Consider the following 17,579-nt stretch of genomic DNA (forward strand, 5'->3'; position numbering starts at 1 on the left):
AGTGGCTCATCCACTGAGCCACTGGGAGGACGGCATGGAGGCACTGCCCCGCGAGACCATCGTCGATGTCCTGGAGGGCCGTCTGCGTGAGGACATCCTCACCGGGCGCCATCCAGCGGGCAGTTACCTGCCACCCGAGCGCACCCTCGCCGACGGTTACGGCGTCACCCGCACCACCCTCAAGCACGCCTTCGGCCGTCTGATGCAGGCCGGACTGCTGGAGACCCGGCACGGCGTCGGCACCCGCGTGCGGGACTACCTGCGGCTGGGCGGCGCCGACCTGTTGCCGATGCTCGTACGGCACAGCCCCGACTGGATCGGTGAGGTCTTCGAAGTGCGGCGCAGCATCGGCGCGTTGATCGCCGAGCGCGCCGCGGCCCGGGCGACCGACCCGCAGCGAGCCGAGCTGCGCGCGCTCCTGACAGCCGTGGGCGACGCGGCGGACGCCGACGCCGTACAGCTCGCGGACATCGAGGTGCACCGGGCCCTGGCCCGCGCCACCGGCAACCGCGTCTACGTCCTGCTCACCAACACCCTCTTCAACGCTTATCTGCCGGTGCGTGCCGCACTCAGGGGCCCGTTCACGGACGCCCGGGTGGCGCGTGGGCGTCTGGAGCCGGTGGTCGAGGCGGTGGAGCGCGGCGACGAGGCCGGCGCCCGGCGGGCGGCTGGGCAGTATCTGACGGCGACCGAGCGGATCATGCTGGAGGGCCTCTCATGAGCGGGCCGACCATCTCACGCGCGGCCACGAACACCGGCTCGCCCGCGCGTGGCACCGTCTTTCGCGAGACGATGCTCGGGACGCTGCGGCTCGACGACGAGGACCGCACCCGCCGGGTCCGTCTCGATCTGACGGTCTCGTCGGATCGCCGTCTGCGCCTCCTCGGTACGACCGAGGCCCGCGCCACCGGCCGGATACGGATCGCAGGCTGGGCCGATGATTCCTATGCCGAGGGCGAGTTGGAGATCTCACCGCTCGCGCGACGCCGTATCCGTTACCGCATCACCTTCACCGCCGACGGCCGCCGCTTCACCCTCGACGGCTGGAAGTCCGTCACCCCGCGCAGGCCCGTGGCCTCGATGACCGTGCTGCCGTACACCCTCCAGGAGGACGGCGTGCGGATCGGCACCGGCACCCTCCGCTTCCCCCTCGGCACGCAACTCCTCCCTTTCCTGGCCAGTTTCCGCTTCCCACGGCAGGAGGATCCCGGTTCGTTCCTCGCGCCCCGTTGGCGCGGCGAGCCGGGCCGTACCGAGGTCTGGTACACCACCGTCACCGACCCGGCCACCGGCAGCGGACTGTGGCTGCACCACGAACTGACCGCGCCGGCCGACGGATCCGAGCCGTACGCGCACGGCTGGGCCGCGGTCTTCCCCAAGGACGGCCCCGTGCGGCACGCCCGCTTCGGCCCGGCAAAGTGGACTCCCGAAGGGTCCGGCTTCACCGCCGACGGGATCGTGGTCCGCCCCGGGCGCCTGTCCGGAACGGCCGAGGGCGCCGCCCTGCGCTGGGACCTGACCGAACGCCCCACGGACGAGCCGCTGTTCACCTTTCCCCGCTGGTCCTGGCGCCGGCCCCTGCTTCCCGCCGCCCAGATGCTCCCCGCGGCCCGGGCCGGCTACGACGGCACCTTCACCCATGACGGCACCACGCTGACGCTCACCGCGGCCCCCGGCGCATCCGCCCGGATCTACGGCCACGGCAACGCCCGCCGCTGGGCCTGGCTGCACGCCGACCTCGGCGGCGGAGACGTCCTGGAGATCGTCGCCGCCGTATCCATGCGCCCGGGTCTGCGCAGGCTTCCTCCCTTGGTCTTCCTCCGGCTGCGGCGGCAGGGTCGCACCTGGCCGCGCCGCCCCGAGCGGTCGGCCGCCGGCTGGGCCGGAGCGGGGCGTTTCCGCGCCGGTATCGCCCTGCCCACCTGGACCGTCACCGGCCGTGCCGGCCCGCGCCGGATCCGTGTGGAGGTCACCCAGCCGGCGGACCGTACCCTCGCCCTCGACTACACCGACCCCGACGGCCGACACGCGACGTGCCACAACAGCGAACGCGCCGACGCGCACGTCCTGCTGGAGCGGTGGTGGTTCGGCGGCTGGCGCACCGAGGCCGAGTGGACACTGGAGGGCACGGCCCACGCAGAGGTGGGCACACGATGACGCTCACCGGCCTCACGTCCGCCCTCATCGCCGACGACGGAACAGTCGACTGGCCCCGGCACGTGCCCGCCAGACTGGAGACGCTCCTCGCCACGATGCCACTCACCGCGCGGGCCGGCCTACGGGCCGCGGCACGCGCCGTGGACGCCTACGCCATGGCGCGCACGGGACGCACCCTGAGCGCACTCACCGCGCCCGAACGGGACTCCGTACTGGGTGAACTGGCCGCACGGCCCGCCCTTCTCCCGTTCCTGGACGTGCTCAAGGTGCCCGTCCTGCTGGCGGCCGGAACAGAGCGGATGCTCCAGGACGGTCCCGCACCGCGCGGCCTCACGCGCCAGGACCCGCCGCTCGACCTGACACCCGCGCCCGCCTGGCCCGCCCGTTCCACCGCCGACGCCGTGGTCATCGGCTCGGGCGCGGGCGGGGCGATCGCCGCGCGGACCCTGGCCCGAGCCGGGCTCGACGTCGTCGTCCTCGAAGAAGGACAGCACCACTCCACCGAGTCGTTCGGCCGGCGCACGCCCCTGGACCGGTTCACCGACCTCTACCGGGACGGCGGAGCGACCGTCGCCGTCGGCAACCCACCGCTGCTGCTGCCGACGGGCCGAGCCGTCGGCGGCACCACGGTCGTCAACTCCGGCACCTGCTACCGCACTCCGGGCCATGTCCTGGCCCGCTGGAGCAAGGACTTCGGATTCACGCCCGCCGACGGCTTCGACCGGCATCTGCACGAAGCCGAGCGCACCCTGCGGGTGGCCACCCAACCCGTCGACGTCCTCGGCGACAACGGCCGTATCGCGCTCAAGGGCGCACGTGAGCTGGGCTGGCGGGCCGCGCCCCTGCGCCGCAACGCGCCCGGCTGTCAGGGCTCCTGCCAGTGCGTGGTGGGCTGTCCGACCGGCGCCAAACAGAGCGTGCAGCTCTCCGTGCTGCCCGAGGCCTGCGCCGCGGGGGCTCGTATCGTCACCGGAGCGCGGGTCGAGCGCATCCTCGTCGACTCGGACCGGCCCGGGGGTCCGCGCGCGGCAGGGGTGCGCGTACGCCGCGGGGAGGGCGGCGGGTTCGAGATCCTCGCGCCCCTGGTCGTCGTCGCGGCGGGCGCTCTGCAGTCCCCGCCGCTCCTGCGTCGCTCCGGCCTCGGCCGGCACCCCCGCCTCGGCCGCAATCTCAGCGTCCACCCGGCCACGAGCCTCGCCGGACGCTTCGCCGAACCGGTCACCGCCTGGGAAGGCGTGCTGCAGAGCGTCGGAGTCGAAGAGCACCATGCGCAAGGCGTCCTCATCGAGGCCACCGCCACTCCGCCCGGCATGGGCTCCTTCGTCCTCCCCGGACTGGGCACCGAGCTGCGCCGCGAACTGGAGACCGCCGACCGGCTCGCCACGCTCGGCGCGATGATCGCCGACCACCCCTCCGGTCGCGTCCTCGGCCGCGACCGCACGCTGATCCGCTACGACCTGGACCCCCGCGACGCAGGACGCTTGCTACGGGCCGTTCGCGCCATGGGCGAGCTGCTGTTCGCCGCGGGTGCCGATGAAGTGCTCACCGGCATCCCCCGCACACCCCGCGTACGCAGCCTCACGGAACTGGACGCCGCCCTGGCCGGCACGAGCGCACGCCAGCTCCACCTCTCGGCCTACCACCCCACGGGCACGGTCGCCGCAGGCGCAGACCCGCACCGCTTCCCGGCCGACCCGTGGGGCAGGCTCCGCGGAGTACACGGAGTACTGCTCGCGGATGCCTCCGTGCTCCCCAGCTGCCCGCAGGTGAATCCCCAACTGAGCATCATGGCGGCGGCGTTGGCGATCGCCGAGGCAGCTGTCCGTGCATGAGAACGAGGACCGCCAGTGGAATGGGAGCTTCTTGCGGCCGGCGCGCGGAGGGTCTTCGGCCTGTCCAGCCAGGACGCCGCCTATCAACGCGAGGTCGTCGAGCGGCTCCGCCTGCCGTTCGCGATGCTCTCCGATCCTCGGCTGAACGTGGCCGCGGCCCTCGGCCTGCCCACCTTCGACGTCGACGGGACGACGCTGTTCAAGCGGCTGACCCTCGTCATCCGGGATGGGGTGATCGAGCATGTCTTCTACCCGATCTTCCCGCCCAATGTGCATGCCCAGCAGGTCCTGGCGTGGCTGCGCGACAACCCCGTGGCATGAACTTCCTTGTGCTCAGCGGGTGGTGAAGCCCCCGTTGACGAAGAAGACCTGGCCGTTGGCCCACCAGCCCTCGGTGAGCAGGAACTTCACCCAGGGGACGATGTACTCGATCTTGGTGAGGTCGCCGTTCATGGCCTGGGCTTTCAGGTAGGCGACGGAGTCGTCGGTCTCGGCCGGGTAGAAGAAGCCGGTGTCCATCGGGCCAGGTGCGATGGTGTTGACGGAGATGTTCCGGCCGAAGAGTTCCTTGGACAGGGCGCGGGTGAAGTCCTCGACCGGTGCCTTGCTGCCGGCGTAGAGGGAGTACAGGCCGGTGTAGCCGGCCAGCAGCGAGGTGACGACGGTGAGGATCTTGCCGCCGTCCTCGATCCGCCTGGCCGCCTCCTTCATCACGAAGAACGCGGCCTTGGAGTTCACCGCGAACATGCGGTCGTACTCCTCGGGCGTGACGTCGACGAGAGGCTTCTTGACGACCATCCCTGCCGTGTTGACGCTTGCGTGCAGCGAGCCGAAGCGGTTCACCACCTCGTCGAAGACCCGCTCGACCTGATCGGGCTGTGTCAGGTCGCCCTGCAGGGAGAACGCCTCGCCGCCCTTGGCCGTGATCTCGTCGACGACGGACTGTGCCTTGGCCGCGGACGATTCACTGTTGTAGTGCACGGCCACGCGGGCGCCGGCGTCGGACAGGGTACGGCTGATCAGCGCACCGAGGTTGCGGGATGCGCCGCCGACGAAGACGGGCTTGCCTTGCAGGGTGTTGGGCATGGCGGTGACCATGTGTCGTAACTTCCTTCCAGACCTTCGTCGGCCGCAGGCGCACAGGGCTCGTAAGACCTCCGCAGTTCGATTCTGGTGCCGGTGACCCGATCCTGCGACACGAGCAACCGATCAAGGCAGCCCCGCCGCCCCCAGCCTCTGCCGCTGCGGAGTCACCACGTACACCGGGTCCTGAGCGGACGCGATCCCCGCTGCGAAGATGCCGAAGCGGGTGCACAGTCCCGCCGCCAGGTACGCCGCTCCGGCCAGGAGCGGAGCCGCCCGCCGCCCCGAGACGAGCGACAGCCCGGCTCCGGTCACGACCAGCGCCTTGCTCAGGGTCAGCAGTCGCCCGGGCCGGCCCGTGACGTAGGGCTCACCGACCAGCCCGAGGCGCCGCTCGATGCGGTGCAGCGCGGCGAGTTCCATGGCCGTGCCGAGCAGGCCCATGCGGATCGGCGGCCCGTGGTCCGCGTGGGGTGCGCAGAGCAGTGCGGCTCCCGCGGCGCCGGTCAGCGCGCTGCCCGCGAACACGTACGGCAGTTCCGGGTACGCCTCGTGCCACGCCGGAACCGCGGTGTCGGAGAGCAGGACCGCGGTGTAGGTGCACATCCCCGGCCCCAGCACGCCGGATCCGAGCCCGGCGAGCCGGCCCAGTCCGGGGAGCCTTCCGGTGGCCTGCGAGGCGGCCGAGGCGGCGGCGAGCGTGGAGAACGGCGTGAGGATCCAGGAGCCCACCGACAGCGGCGAGGTGGGCTTGAGGACGCGCAGCATGTGCGCGAAGCGCTCGGGACGGCCGAGGTCATGGACCAGGGCGGCGACGCCGGCCACCGACGCGGCCGCGGCGACCCACCGGCCCGTCCCGGCCAGCTCCCGACGCCCGGTCAGCTCGGCCACCGCGGCCATGGTCGCCGATGCACCGGCGGTTCCCCCGAGGAACAGATATCCCGGCACGTCCGGCACCTTCCAGGTGGGGCGCTTGAGGATCGGCCGGCCGTAGTACGAGCGGAACTCCGCGCGCGGCACCATGGGCCGCTCCCGCCCACCGTCGCCCGTCACGGCTTCCTCCCCTCCAAGGTCCCCCGCCCCAGGAACGACAGCGCCACACTCACCGCCACCCCGACGGCGGCCGTCGCCGCGTGCCGCCACATCGACGGCAGGTCACGGGTGGTGACCACCGGGTCCGGCGGCAGCCCGTACACCTCGGGCTCGTCCAGCAGCAGGAAGAACGCGCCGTCACCGCCGACGCCGTCCTGCGGATCCCGGCCGTACAGCCGTGCCTGGTCCACCCCGCGCTCGTGCAACTCGGTCACCCGCCGGTCGGCCCGCTCGCGCAGTTCCTCCAGCGGCCCGAACTGGATCGAGTCGGTCGGGCACGCCTGGGCGCAGGCCGGTTCCCCGCCCGCCCCCAACCGGTCGTAGCACAGCGTGCACTTGAAGGCCCGGCCGTCGCCCGGGCGGATGTCGATCACGCCGTACGGGCACGCCGGCACGCAGTATCCGCAGCCGTTGCAGATGTCCTCCTGCACCACCACGGTCCCGAACTCGGTGCGGAACAACGACCCGGTCGGGCAGACGTCCAGGCAGGCGGCGTGGGTGCAGTGCTTGCACACGTCACTGGACATGAGCCAGCGCACCTGGCCGTCCCCGGCGTCCGAGTCGTCCCCGGCCGGCGGCCCGATGGCAGGCATGCCCAGATCGACCGGCGGCCGTTCCGGCGTCACCTTCTGCTCGATGAACGCCACGTGCCGCCAATTGTTGGCGCTCAGCGCGCCCGTGTTGTCGAACGACTGCCCCAGCAGGTCGAGTTCCCCGGTCTCGGCCGGAACCAGGTTCCACTCCTTGCACGCCACCTGACACGCCTTGCAGCCGATGCAGACGGAGGTGTCCGTGAAGAAGCCCATCCGGGGCGGGTGGGTGTCCGGGTAACCTGCGTCCGCGGTGGGGTCGGCCAGCGGACCGGACAGCCTGTTGCGGTCGGACGTCATCGCTGCCCCTCTCCTGCGCCCGGCGGGGTGCCCTCGTCCTCGGGGAGACCGGCGCGCCGCCGGTAGGCCGCCACATGGGCCCGCAGCGCCGGACCCCGTGGACGCCTGCCGGGCCGGATGTCGCAGGTCGCCGCCTTGGACTCCTGGATGCGTACGTTCGGGTCGAGGACGACGGACAGCAGCTCGTTCGCCGCGTCCCCCGTCGACAGACCGTTCGGACCCCAGTGGTAGGGCAGCCCCACCTGGTGGATGGTGCGGCCCCGGATCCGCAGCGGTCTGATCCGCTCGGTCACCAGCACTCGCGCCTCGACCGCCGTGCGGGCCGTGGTGATGGTCGCCCAGCCCAGATGCTCCAGGCCGCGCTCCGCCGCGAGTTCGGGGGAGACCTCGCAGAAGAACTCCGGTTGCAGCTCGGAGAGGTAGGGCAGCGTACGGCTCATGCCGCCGGCCGTGTGGTGCTCGGTGAGCCGGTAGGTCGTGAACGCGTACGGGTACACCTCGCTCCCGGCCTGGTGGTACCGGTTGGCCGGATGGTCGTAGGCCTGCAGCGCCGGGTTCGTCTGCTGACCGTAGAGCGGGTTGTCCACCGGCGACTCGTACGGCTCGTAGTGCGCGGGCAGCGGGCCGTCGGCCAGCCCGGCCGGGGCGAACAGCCAGGCGCGGCCGTCGCTCTGCATGATGAACGGGTCGGTGCCGGCCAAGGCGTCCTGGGCTCTGGCGCCCGGCGGCGGCCGGTAGTCGGGCGGCTTGTCGGCCTCGCAGTCCGGGACGTCTTCTCCGGTCCACCGGCCCTGCTCGGCGTCCCACCACACGTACCGCTTGCGCTCGCTCCACGGCCTGCCCTCGGGGTCGGCGGACGCCCGGTTGTAGAGGATGCGGCGGTTGGCCGGCCAGGCCCAGCCCCAGTCGGGGGCGACCCGGCTCTGTTCGTCGCGCGGCCGGCGGTTCGCCGCGCGGTTGTGCCCGTCGGCGCGGACCCCGCAGTAGATCCAGACCCCGCAGGAGGTGGAACCGTCGTCCCGCAGCTGGGTGAACGACGACAGCGGCTGCCCGTCCCGCCCGTGCCCGTTGATCTCGGCCAGCACGGCGTCGGCGCTCGGTTCGGCCAGCGGGCCCGACGTCGGGTAGTCCCAGGTGAGGTCGAGCAGCGGGCGGTCGCGCGGATCGGTGGATGCGGCGAGCTTCTCCCTGATGATCCGTCCGAGGTGGTGGTAGAACCACAGGTCGCTACGGGCGTCCCCCGGCGGGTCGACCGCCGTGTGGTGCCACTGCAGCAGCCGCTGGGTGTTGGTGAAGCTGCCGTCCTTCTCCGTGTGTGCCGCGGCCGGCAGGAAGAACACCTCCGTCGGGATCTCCTCGGTGCGCAGCTCACCGGTCTCGATCTCCGGCCCGTCCTGCCAGAAGGTCGCGCTCTCGATCAGCCGCAGATCCCGCACCACCAGCCAGTCCAGGTTCGCCAGGCCGAGGCGCTGCAGCTTGCTGTTGGCCGAACCGACCGCCGGGTTCTCCCCGACGAGGAAGTACCCCTTGCACTCGCCCGACAGCTGGTTCAGCACCGTCCGGTAGGTGCCGTGGTCGCCGGTCAGCCGGGGCAGCCAGTCGAAGCGGTAGTCGTTCTCCTCGCCGGCCGCCTCCCCCCACCAGGCCTTGAGCAGACTCACCACGTACGCGCGCATGTTGCCCCAGAAGCCGGTCGTGCCGGCGTCCGCGGCCACGAACGCGTCGAGGTCCTGGTGCTGGTGGGCGTGCGGCATGGGGATGTAGCCGGGCAGCAGGTCGTACAGCGTGGGGACGTCCGTGGAGCCCTGGATGCTGGCGTGTCCGCGCAGCGCCAGGATGCCGCCTCCCGGCCGCCCGATGTTGCCCAGCAGCGCCTGCAGGATGGCCGCGGTACGGATGTACTGCACCCCCACGGTGTGCTGGGTCCAGCCGACGGAGTAGCACAGCGCCGTGGTCCGCTCGCGTCCGGAGTTGGCGGTGATCGCGTCGGCCACCCGGGCGAACAGCTCGCGGGGGACACCGCAGACGTCCTCGACCAGCTCCGGCGTGTAGCGGGCGAAGTGCCGCTTGAGCACCTGGTACACGCAGCGGGGGTGTCGCAGCGTCGGGTCCATGGCCGGCTTCCCGCTCAGGGCGGGGCCGCCCGCACCGTACGAGTGCGCGCGGCCGGTCTCGCGCAGCTCCCTGCCTCCTTGCTGCCCAGCCGCCGCGCCCGGTTCGCCCTCGTCGCCCGCTGCGGGCCACCGGTCCCGGTCGCCGGCCGCGGCCGAGGTCTGCGCGCCCTCGTACATCCAGCTGGTCGTCTCGTAGTGATGGCTGTCCGGGTCGAAGCCGGAGAACAGCCCGTCCAGGTCCTCGGTGTCGGCGAAGTCCTCGCGCAGGATCGCCGGCGCGTTGGTGTAGGCGACCACGTACTCGCGGAAGTCCTTGTCGTTGCTCAGCACATGGTTGATCAGGGCGCCGAGGAAGGCGATGTCCGTCCCGGCCCGCAGCGGCACATGGACGTCCGCCAGCGCGCTGGTGCGGGTGAAGCGGGGGTCGACATGGATGATCGTGGCACCTCGTTCCCTGGCCTCCACCACCCACTGGAATCCGACCGGATGGCACTCGGCCATGTTCGAGCCCTGGATGACGATGCAGTCGGCCTGGGCCAGATCCTGCTGGAACGTCGTGGCTCCGCCACGGCCGAACGAGGTTCCCAGACCGGGAACCGTGGCGGAGTGTCAAATCCGCGCCTGGTTCTCGATCTGGATCGCGCCCAGCGCCGTGTAGAGCTTCTTCATCAGGTAGTTCTCTTCGTTGTCCAGCGTCGCTCCGCCGAGTGAGGCGATGCCGAGCGTGCGCCGGACGGGAACACCGTGATGTGTGTCCTGCCAGGTCTGCCGCCGGGTCGCGATGACCCGGTCGGCGATCATGTCCATCGCCCGGTCGAGCGGGATCCGCTCCCACCCCGTGCCGTGCGGAGGCCGGTGCAGGACGGCGCTGATCCGGCCCGGGCCGGTCACCAGCTGCTTGCTGGCCGCGCCCTTCGGGCACAGCCGGCCGCGTGAGATGGGGGAGTCCGGGTCGCCCTCGATCTGGATGACCTTCTCGTCCTTGACGTAGACCTTCTGACCGCAGCCCACGGCGCAGTACGGGCACACGGACCGTACGACCCGGTCGGCCTGCTCGGTACGGGCGGACAACCCCTCGGTGCCGCGCGAGCGTGCCGCGCTTCCCCTGCCCAGCGCATCGTCACCGGTGAGCTGCCGGTACACCGGCCAGCCGTCGATCCACTGCCACAGGCCCATGGCGATCTCCCGCCTCGTGCCCTTGCGCCGTCTCAGCCAACGTAACGCCGGGGCCTGCGCGGGGCATGTCGGGCACCGATCAGGCCGGCGCCGTACGCACACGACGGGTGCTGTCCGGGAGCCGCTCGGTGACACCCCGGCGGTCCAGCAGCTCCAGCAGCGGCACCGCGACCCGCCGGGTGGTGCGCAGCGCCTGCCGCGCCTGGCTGAGGGTGAACGGCTGGGGCAGTTCTCCGAGCACTTCGGCGGCCCGCCCGTCGCCGTCGGGAAGCAGGAAGACACCGTCGGCCACCTTCAGCAGGCGGCCGGCACGCACCGCGGCCGCCAGCTCCTTGGCGCCGAGCCGCAGCTCCGCCATCCTCGCGGCGTCCGGCGCCGCGAACGGGGCAGCGCGCAGCTCGGCGGTCAGTTCGGCCACCGCCGCCTCGACGGGTTCGGGAAGCACCGCACGGCTGCCCGGTGAGCACACCCGCCCTTCCACCACCGGCAGCGACGCGGCACCGGCAAGGCGTTCCACGACACCGGCGGTGGGCAGCCGCAGCCGTTGCCGTACCGCTTCCACGGGCATCCCGGACTCCAGCGGATGATCGTTGCGCCACTGGTCGATCTCGGCACGCAGGGAGCCGATCAGCTCGCGCCACACGCCGGGATGAACCCTTAGGCCGTCACCCACCGGCTCGCCGACCACGGGCAGCCCCATGGCGTGCAGCTCGTCCTCGGTCGCGAAGCGCCGCCGGTGCACCATCGCCTCGGCCACCGCGCGCGGTGGAGCATCGGTCAGAGCGGCCAGCTCCTCGGCGCGCAACCGGGCGGCACCGCGCCGGCTCAGCTCGGGGGGCGTCACGTCGAGTACGTCGACACCGGCGGCGATGCGGTGCCGGCCGGGATCACGCAGCAACGCGCGGTCGCCGACGCGCAGCGGCAGGGGCCGGGCCAGCCGCAGCCGGGCGCTGCCGGCCCCCAGCGGCCGGACCCGGGCGGCGACGGACGCGGATCCCACGTGCAGCACGAGTTCGCGCGGGAGCTCGCGGGGCTCGCCGCTGTCGGCGGCGCGCAGCGCAACGTCGACCTCGGCCGTCGTCAGCCACCTGCCCGGGGCGAGGAGAGCGTCGCCACGGCCGATCGCCTGGTGCTCGACGCCACGCAGATTGACCGCCACGCGAGCCACGGCGCGGACCTCGGGCGTGTCCCGGCCCAGCGTCTGTAGACCGCGTACCCGCAGCACCGCCCCGGTGGACGCCAGCTGAAGCTCCGCATCCCCGCGCAGGGTGCCGGCCGTCAGTGTTCCGGTGACCACCGTGCCCGCGCCGACGATGCTGAACGAACGGTCCACCCACAACCGCACGTCGGCGTCCGGATCGGCGGGCGGCAGGGCGCCCACCAGCCGGACCAGTGCGGCACGCAGCCGGTCCAGGCCCTCGCCGGTGCGCCCGCTCACCGTCACCGAGTCGACCGGTCCCACGCTGGTCGTCGCCATGCGGGCCAGTGCCTGTTGCCGGGCCGGTTCGGGGTCGGCCAGGTCGCAGCGGGTGACGGCGAGCAGCGCATGCCGCACGCCGAGCGCGTCCAGTGCCTCCAGATGCTCGGTCGACTGCGGCATCCAGCCCTCGTCGGCGGCCACCACGAACAGCACGGCGGGGACGGGGCCGACACCGGCCAGCATGTTGGGCACGAACCGCTCGTGCCCCGGGACGTCGACGAACGCCACCTCCGCTCCGCCGGGGAGGGTCGTCCAGGCGAAACCGAGGTCGATGGTCAGCCCGCGCCGGCGCTCCTGCTCCCAGCGGTCCGGCTCCATCCCGGTGAGCAGCCGCACCAGCGTCGACTTGCCGTGATCGACATGACCGGCGGTGGCGATCACGTGCACGGCGGCTCACTCGCCCCGCCTGTGTGTGACCGCCGCACAGCGAGTACGGCCTCCACCACCGACTGCTCCTGATCCGGCTCGACCGTGCGCACATCCAGCAGGCAGCGGCCATGTTCCAGCCGGCCGATCACCGGGACCGCGCCGCCGCGCAGCAACGGGCCGTACGGCGCGGGCAGGCCGACGGCCGCGCTGGGCAGGGTCACGCCGGGCGCGCCGCCACCGCCCACGGCCGCCTCCGTACGCAGCAGCTCCGCCGGTACTCCCTCGGCCCGGAGCCGTTCGACCAGCCGGGTGGCACGCTCGCGCAGGTCGCTCTCGTCGGCGGCGAGCGCGGTGCGCACGGGCGGCTCCGGACCGCGCAGCGTCGCTTCCAACGCGGCCAGAGTCAGCTTGTCCACCCGCAGGGCCCGGGCCGCGGGATGCCGTCGCAGCCGCTCGACCAGCCCCGCTTCGCCGAGCAGCAGCCCGGCCTGCGGACCGCCGAGCAGCTTGTCCCCGCTGGCCGTCACCAGCGCCGCCCCGGCACGCAGCGCGGTGGTGGCGTCCGGTTCCTGGGGGAGCAGCGGGTGTGGGCTGAGCAGACCGGAACCGATGTCCAGCACCACCGGCGGTCCGAGCGCCGCCAGCTCGGTCACCTCCGCCGCCGCGGTGAAACCGCTGATGTGGAAGTTGGATGCGTGCACCTTGAGCAGAAAGCCGGTGTCGGGGCCGATGGCCTCGGCGTAGTCCCGCGCATGGGTGCGGTTGGTGGTGCCGACCTCGCGCAGCCGCGCGCCGGTGGAAGCCAGCAGGTCCGGGATGCGGAACCCGTCGCCGATCTCGACCAGCTCGCCCCGGCTGATCACGATCTCCCGTCCCTGAGCCAGCGCCAGGGCGCACAGGAGCAGCGCGGCCGCGTTGTTGTTCACCACGTGCACCGCTCCGGCATCGGGTACGGCCTCGGCCAGCGCGGCGAGCGCCCCGCGTCCGCGGCGGGCCCGGCGGCCTTCGGCAAGGTCGAACTCGACGTCCGTGCACCCGCAGGCGGCCAGCACGGCGTCCCGGGCGGCGTCCGACAGCGGGGCGCGGCCGAGATTGGTGTGCACCAGCACGCCGGTGGCGTTGATCACCGGCCGCAGACCGCAGGCCCGCTCGGGCAGGCGGCCGACCGCCGCGTCCACCACGTCCTCGGGAGCGATCTCGCCGGCCCGCGCCCTGCGCTGGGCCTCCTCGATGGCCGCTTTCACCAGGGGGCGCCCCAGCCTGCGGACGGCGGTGGCGATGCGCGGCTCGGCCAGCACGGAGTCGGTGCCGGGGATGAGACGGCGCGGATCGCTCATGGCACCCCCTCTGCTCGCGGTGGCCCTCTTGCGGGACGTGGCGGAGGCGGACGGGAATCGAACCCGCCAACGGCAGGTCCTGCCGTTCAACGGTTTTGAAGACCGGGCCGGTCACCAGGCCGGACACGCCTCCCCGCGCCACGCGGCAATCTTCGCAAAAGCCGTATATAGGCGCTAATGGAGCGCATAGGGAATCATGGCCGAGGTGACCTCAATGACGTCGCCCCGTGAATCCGTCCGGCTCACCCAGTACGCGCACGGCGGCGGATGTGCCTGCAAGATCCCGCCGGGCGAGCTGGAGGAGGTGCTGCGGGGCCTGGGGGCCGCCGTCCAGGTCCGTGATCCCGCGGGCGAACTGCTGGTCGGGCTGGACGACGGCGACGACGCCTCCGTCGTACGGCTGCCGGACGGCACGGCGGTACTGGCGACCACCGACTTCTTCACGCCCGTGGTCGACGACGCCTACGACTGGGGCCGGATCGCCGCGGCGAACGCGCTGTCGGACGTGTACGCCATGGGCGGCCGTCCGCTGCTCGCCGTGAACCTGCTGGCCTGGCCGCGAGGCGTCCTCCCGCTCGAACTGGCCCGCGAGGTGCTGCGCGGCGGCCTGGACACGGCCGCGGCCGCCGGCTGCCACGTCGCCGGCGGCCACAGCGTGGACGACCCCGAGCCCAAGTACGGCCTGGCGGTCACCGGCCTGGTCGACCCGGACCGTCTGCTGCGCAGCGACGCGGGAAAGGCGGGTGTGCCGCTGTCGCTGACCAAGCCGCTCGGCATCGGCGTACTGAACAGCAGGCACAAGGCCACCGGCGAGGTGTTCCCGCAGGCGGTCGAGGTCATGACGCGGCTCAACCGGGAGGCGGCCGAAGCGGCGCTGGCCGCCGGGCTCACCTGCGCGACCGACGTCACCGGGTTCGGGCTGCTCGGACACGCCTACAAACTCGCGCGGGCGAGCGGGGTCACGGCACTGATCGACGCGAACGCCGTGCCCTACCTCGACGGCGCCCGGCAGGCGGTGTGCGAGGGATACGTCAGCGGCGGCACCCGGCGCAATCTCGCCTGGGTACGCCCGCACAGCGACCTGTCGGCGGTGAGCGAGGACGAGGCACTGCTCCTGGCCGACGCGCAGACCTCCGGCGGGCTGCTGGTGGCCGGCGAGATCCCCGGCGCGCCCGTCGTGGGCGAGCTGCTGCCACGCGGCGAGCACGTCCTGGTGGTCCGCTGAACCCGGCCACCGAGCCGACGGTCAGCCCGGTGGTCGGTTCTCGCAGCCGTGGCGCAGCCGGCGCCCGCCGACCCGGGCCTCGCCCCGGCCGACGGGCGCCGTCGCGCAAGAACTACCGCCCTGGGTGCAGAACCACCTTGGTGTAGCCCTCGACGCGCTTGTCGAACTTCTCGTACGCCGTGGGCGCCGCGTCCAGCGGCAGCTCATGGGAGACGACGAAGCTCGGCCGTGCGCGCCCCGAGATGATGAGGTCGCGCAGCTGCCGGTTGTAGCGCTTCACGTTGCACTGCCCGGTGCCCAGACGCAGCCCCTTCTCGAAGAGCTTGCCGATCGACACCATGAGCCGGCCGTGCTTGGCCTGCTCGTCCGGTGCCCCCGGGTCGGCCGGCACATAGAGGCCCGGGATGCCGAGCGCTCCGGTCGGCCGGACGGTCTCGATGATCGAGTTCAGCACGGCCGCGGGCTCCTCACGGTTCTCGCCCCGGGCCATGGCCTGGTAGCCGACCGCGTCTATGCCCTTGTCCGTGCCTTCGCCGTTCGTCTGCTCCTTGATCTGCTCCACCGGGTTGCCCTCGGCGAAGTTGATCGGGGTCGCGCCTATCTCCTCGGCCTTCTGCAGCCGCTCGAGCACGCGGTCCACGACGAACACCCTCGACGCACCGCGGATCATGGCTGAGTAAGCGGCCATGAGACCGACGGGTCCGCCGCCGTACACCACGACACTCTCGCCCGGGGAGACCTGGGCGAGTTCGTTGCCGTGGTAACCGGTCGGGAAGATGTCGGCGAGCAGAATGAAATCGGTCTCGTTCTCTGTGCCCTCCGGCAGTTTCAGACAGTTGAAGTCGGCATACGGTACGCGCAGGTATTCGGCCTGGCCCCCGGTCCACGGCCCCATCGCCACATAGCCGTATGCGCCACCGGCGAAGCCCGGATTCACGGTGAGACAGAATCCGGTGTAGTCGGCCACGCAGTTCTTGCAGAATCCGCAGGCGACATTGAAGGGCATGACCACGCGGTCGCCCTTCTTGAGAGAGGTGATGCCCTCACCGATCTCCTCCACGATGCCCATGTTCTCGTGGCCGAAGACGATGCCCGGTTCGGCGGCGGTGCGCCCCTCATACATGTGCAGGTCAGAACCGCATATGGCGGTGGACGTCACCCGTACGATCACCTCGTTCGGGTGCTGGAGCCGAGGCTTCTGCACCTCTTCCACCGCGACCTCGAACGGTCCCTTGTAGACGACAGCCTTCATATGACACCTCCGATGAGCGGTGCGTGCTCGCTGCCGGAGGTCAAACAGCCGTCAACCGAACGTAGCCTGGTGCGAACGGGCAGTAGAAAGGTCGCGGCCGTTCGCCTCACGTGACCTAACTCTCATGGTCCCCCTATGGAAGAACATGAAACAAGCCAGCTATTGTCAATTAAATTCCGATTTCAACCTCGCGCCGAATGGGAGGACGAGGAAAGTGACTCAGCGCTTCGGGACCTTGATCGTCCCGGTGCCCGGCGTGTCCGGCACCATGTACCCGGTGGGAACGCCGGTGGCCATCAGTGGACGCGGCTCGTCCGTCGACGGATTCGTGGACGGCGACTGGCTCCCCCTCGCCTGGTGGGAGTTCGCCGAGGGGCGTACCGAGGACGTCGCCGGCAGCTGACGGGCGTCCACCTCGCCGACGGACCACGCACCGGTGAGTTCACGCCGCATGCGCGGACGTCGTCGCCTTCCTCAGTGGCGGATCAGACCCGTGCGTTTGACGGTCGCCAGCAGCGGGGTGGTGTCGATGGCGGTGACCCCGTCGAGGGGGCCGACCGTGTCGGTGAGGAAGGTGTACAGGGCGTCGAGGTCCGCGGCGGCGAGAGCGACGAGCAGGTTGGCGGGCCGGTGGTGGCGGCGCAGAAGCGGACGTGCGGGTGGCTGCTGAGGGTCTGCGCGGTCTCCTGCAGCGCGCCTGGGCGTACGGCGATCCACAGCAGGGCTTCGGCGTGTGCGCCCAACAGCGCGAGGTCGAGCTCGGTCGCCAGGCGTAGGACCTGACCGCGCAGGAGCGTGTCCAGTCGCCGGCGGGCGGTGAGCGCGGTGGTGCCGGCGCGGCGGGCGAGTTCCGTGTAGGTGGCCCGGCCGTCCTCGGCCAGCGCCGTGATCAGGGCGGTGTCGATGTCGAGGGGCGCGGGTGGCGCCGTTCGTTGTGCCGGGTCTGGGGTGAGCCGGTCCAGTTCCTCGGGGGAGAGGAGACCGGCGGTCCAGCGGAACGCGGTGGGGAAGACCCGCAGCAGGGTGTGCGAGGTCCAGGAGCCGACGGCGTCGGTGGCGGGCAGGTCGCGCAGCAGGAGGGTGTTGCGGGCGTCGGGGTCGTCGAGGAAGAAGATCGTGGAGATCTCGTCGCCGCCGCCGAGGATGTCGACCCAGACGGTGTCCGTGCGTCGGGCGCGTGCGCGCGCGACCTGATGGATCTTGTTGGGGCGGCAGCGGATGCGCAGGGCGATGGGGATCAGGTGCGGGAAGCATGCCGGGTTGCGGACGGCCGTGGCGCGCAGGGTGCCGTCGGCGTACAGAGGTGTGACGCGGCGTACGACGGTGCGCTCCGACAGGCCCAGGCCGTGGGCCAGCTCGCGCCAGGAGGCGCGCGGTGAGGCGACGAGGGCGGCCGCGATCCGGCGGTCGGTCGCGTCGAGCATCTGGCGCATGATCTGCATCGTAGGGCGCCTCTGTGGCGTCTTTCCTGTACTGGTGGTCGTCGAATGTCGATGGATCGGCTGAGCGGCCGTACACCTGTCCCTGTCAGTGGGCGTGGTGAACGGCCGCGTCGAGACGGCGATGGGAGAA

General features: G+C 72.0%; 14 protein-coding genes and 1 tRNA gene. 6 read left to right on the forward strand and 9 right to left on the reverse strand.

The features are described from left to right. The first annotated feature begins 34 nt into the window (after nt 1-34). Genes CRP49_RS34495 through CRP49_RS34510 form a run of 4 tightly spaced genes read left to right on the forward strand, consistent with a single transcriptional unit; the run spans nt 35 to nt 4,310 of the window. Nucleotides 35-721 carry a FadR/GntR family transcriptional regulator gene (locus tag CRP49_RS34495; RefSeq protein ID WP_097256882.1) on the forward strand — a complete coding sequence of 229 codons (687 nt, stop codon included), beginning with the start codon at nt 35-37 and terminating at the stop codon, nt 719-721. Beyond that, the gene (locus CRP49_RS34500; RefSeq protein ID WP_097256883.1) at nt 718-2,157 is read left to right on the forward strand and encodes a hypothetical protein; all 1,440 of its coding nucleotides are present in this window, start codon (nt 718-720) and stop codon (nt 2,155-2,157) included. Before CRP49_RS34495 ends, CRP49_RS34500 begins: the two co-directional genes overlap by 4 nt. Next, a complete protein-coding gene (locus CRP49_RS34505; protein ID WP_097256884.1) occupies nt 2,154-3,989 on the forward strand; it encodes a GMC family oxidoreductase in 1,836 nt (611 codons plus the stop codon). The genes CRP49_RS34500 and CRP49_RS34505 overlap by 4 nt, the downstream gene beginning before the upstream one ends. 15 nt (nt 3,990-4,004) lie before the next feature. Next, the gene (locus tag CRP49_RS34510; RefSeq protein ID WP_097256885.1) at nt 4,005-4,310 is read left to right on the forward strand and encodes a redoxin family protein; all 306 of its coding nucleotides are present in this window, start codon (nt 4,005-4,007) and stop codon (nt 4,308-4,310) included. A gap of 12 nt (nt 4,311-4,322) precedes the next feature. Here the strand turns inward: CRP49_RS34510 and CRP49_RS34515 are convergent, their stop codons facing one another. The 7 genes from CRP49_RS34515 to CRP49_RS34550 all read right to left on the reverse strand — a co-directional run bounded on the left by CRP49_RS34515 (nt 4,323) and on the right by CRP49_RS34550 (nt 13,663). Further along, a complete protein-coding gene (locus tag CRP49_RS34515) occupies nt 4,323-5,075 on the reverse strand; it encodes an SDR family oxidoreductase (protein ID WP_097257701.1) in 753 nt (250 codons plus the stop codon). A 123-nt stretch (nt 5,076-5,198) separates the two neighbouring features. Next, on the reverse strand, nt 5,199-6,125 hold the full coding sequence (gene nrfD, locus CRP49_RS34520) for an NrfD/PsrC family molybdoenzyme membrane anchor subunit (protein WP_257033588.1): 927 nt from the start codon (nt 6,123-6,125) through the stop codon (nt 5,199-5,201). Then, the gene (locus tag CRP49_RS34525; protein WP_097256887.1) at nt 6,122-7,054 is read right to left on the reverse strand and encodes a 4Fe-4S dicluster domain-containing protein; all 933 of its coding nucleotides are present in this window, start codon (nt 7,052-7,054) and stop codon (nt 6,122-6,124) included. The genes nrfD and CRP49_RS34525 overlap by 4 nt, the downstream gene beginning before the upstream one ends. Then, nucleotides 7,051-10,344, reverse strand: coding sequence for a formate dehydrogenase (gene fdh, locus CRP49_RS34530; RefSeq protein WP_179851842.1), 3,294 nt, complete (start codon nt 10,342-10,344; stop codon nt 7,051-7,053). The genes CRP49_RS34525 and fdh overlap by 4 nt, the downstream gene beginning before the upstream one ends. A 79-nt stretch (nt 10,345-10,423) precedes the next feature. Next, nucleotides 10,424-12,211: a SelB C-terminal domain-containing protein gene (locus CRP49_RS34540; protein WP_097256890.1), complete on the reverse strand. Its 1,788-nt coding sequence runs from the start codon at nt 12,209-12,211 to the stop codon at nt 10,424-10,426. Further along, nucleotides 12,202-13,530 carry an L-seryl-tRNA(Sec) selenium transferase gene (gene selA, locus CRP49_RS34545; protein WP_097256891.1) on the reverse strand — a complete coding sequence of 443 codons (1,329 nt, stop codon included), beginning with the start codon at nt 13,528-13,530 and terminating at the stop codon, nt 12,202-12,204. The genes CRP49_RS34540 and selA overlap by 10 nt, the downstream gene beginning before the upstream one ends. 38 nt (nt 13,531-13,568) lie before the next feature. After that, nucleotides 13,569-13,663: transfer RNA gene (locus CRP49_RS34550), tRNA-Sec, on the reverse strand. Between the two features lie 81 nt (nt 13,664-13,744). On the opposite strand from CRP49_RS34550, the gene selD reads away from it, so the two are divergent. Continuing rightward, nucleotides 13,745-14,755: a selenide, water dikinase SelD gene (gene selD, locus CRP49_RS34555; RefSeq protein WP_097257702.1), complete on the forward strand. Its 1,011-nt coding sequence runs from the start codon at nt 13,745-13,747 to the stop codon at nt 14,753-14,755. Between the two features lie 112 nt (nt 14,756-14,867). Here selD and CRP49_RS34560 read toward each other — a convergent pair whose 3' ends face one another. Beyond that, nucleotides 14,868-16,007 carry a glutathione-independent formaldehyde dehydrogenase gene (locus CRP49_RS34560; protein ID WP_097256892.1) on the reverse strand — a complete coding sequence of 380 codons (1,140 nt, stop codon included), beginning with the start codon at nt 16,005-16,007 and terminating at the stop codon, nt 14,868-14,870. 214 nt (nt 16,008-16,221) lie between these two features. Here CRP49_RS34560 and CRP49_RS34565 point away from each other — a divergent pair, with 214 nt between their 5' ends. Continuing rightward, nucleotides 16,222-16,410, forward strand: a complete 189-nt coding sequence (locus CRP49_RS34565; protein WP_094221277.1) for a hypothetical protein — start codon at nt 16,222-16,224, stop codon at nt 16,408-16,410. An 82-nt stretch (nt 16,411-16,492) separates the two neighbouring features. On the opposite strand, the gene CRP49_RS34570 is transcribed toward CRP49_RS34565, so the two are convergent. Next, nucleotides 16,493-17,440 (reverse strand): Lrp/AsnC family transcriptional regulator, encoded by a 948-nt coding sequence (locus CRP49_RS34570; RefSeq protein ID WP_257033589.1) that lies wholly within the window; start codon nt 17,438-17,440, stop codon nt 16,493-16,495. Nucleotides 17,441-17,579: the final 139 nt, after the last annotated feature.

This window comes from Streptomyces sp. Ag109_G2-15, assembly GCF_900215565.1.
GTDB classification, from domain to species: Bacteria; Actinomycetota; Actinomycetes; order Streptomycetales; family Streptomycetaceae; genus Streptomyces; species Streptomyces diastatochromogenes.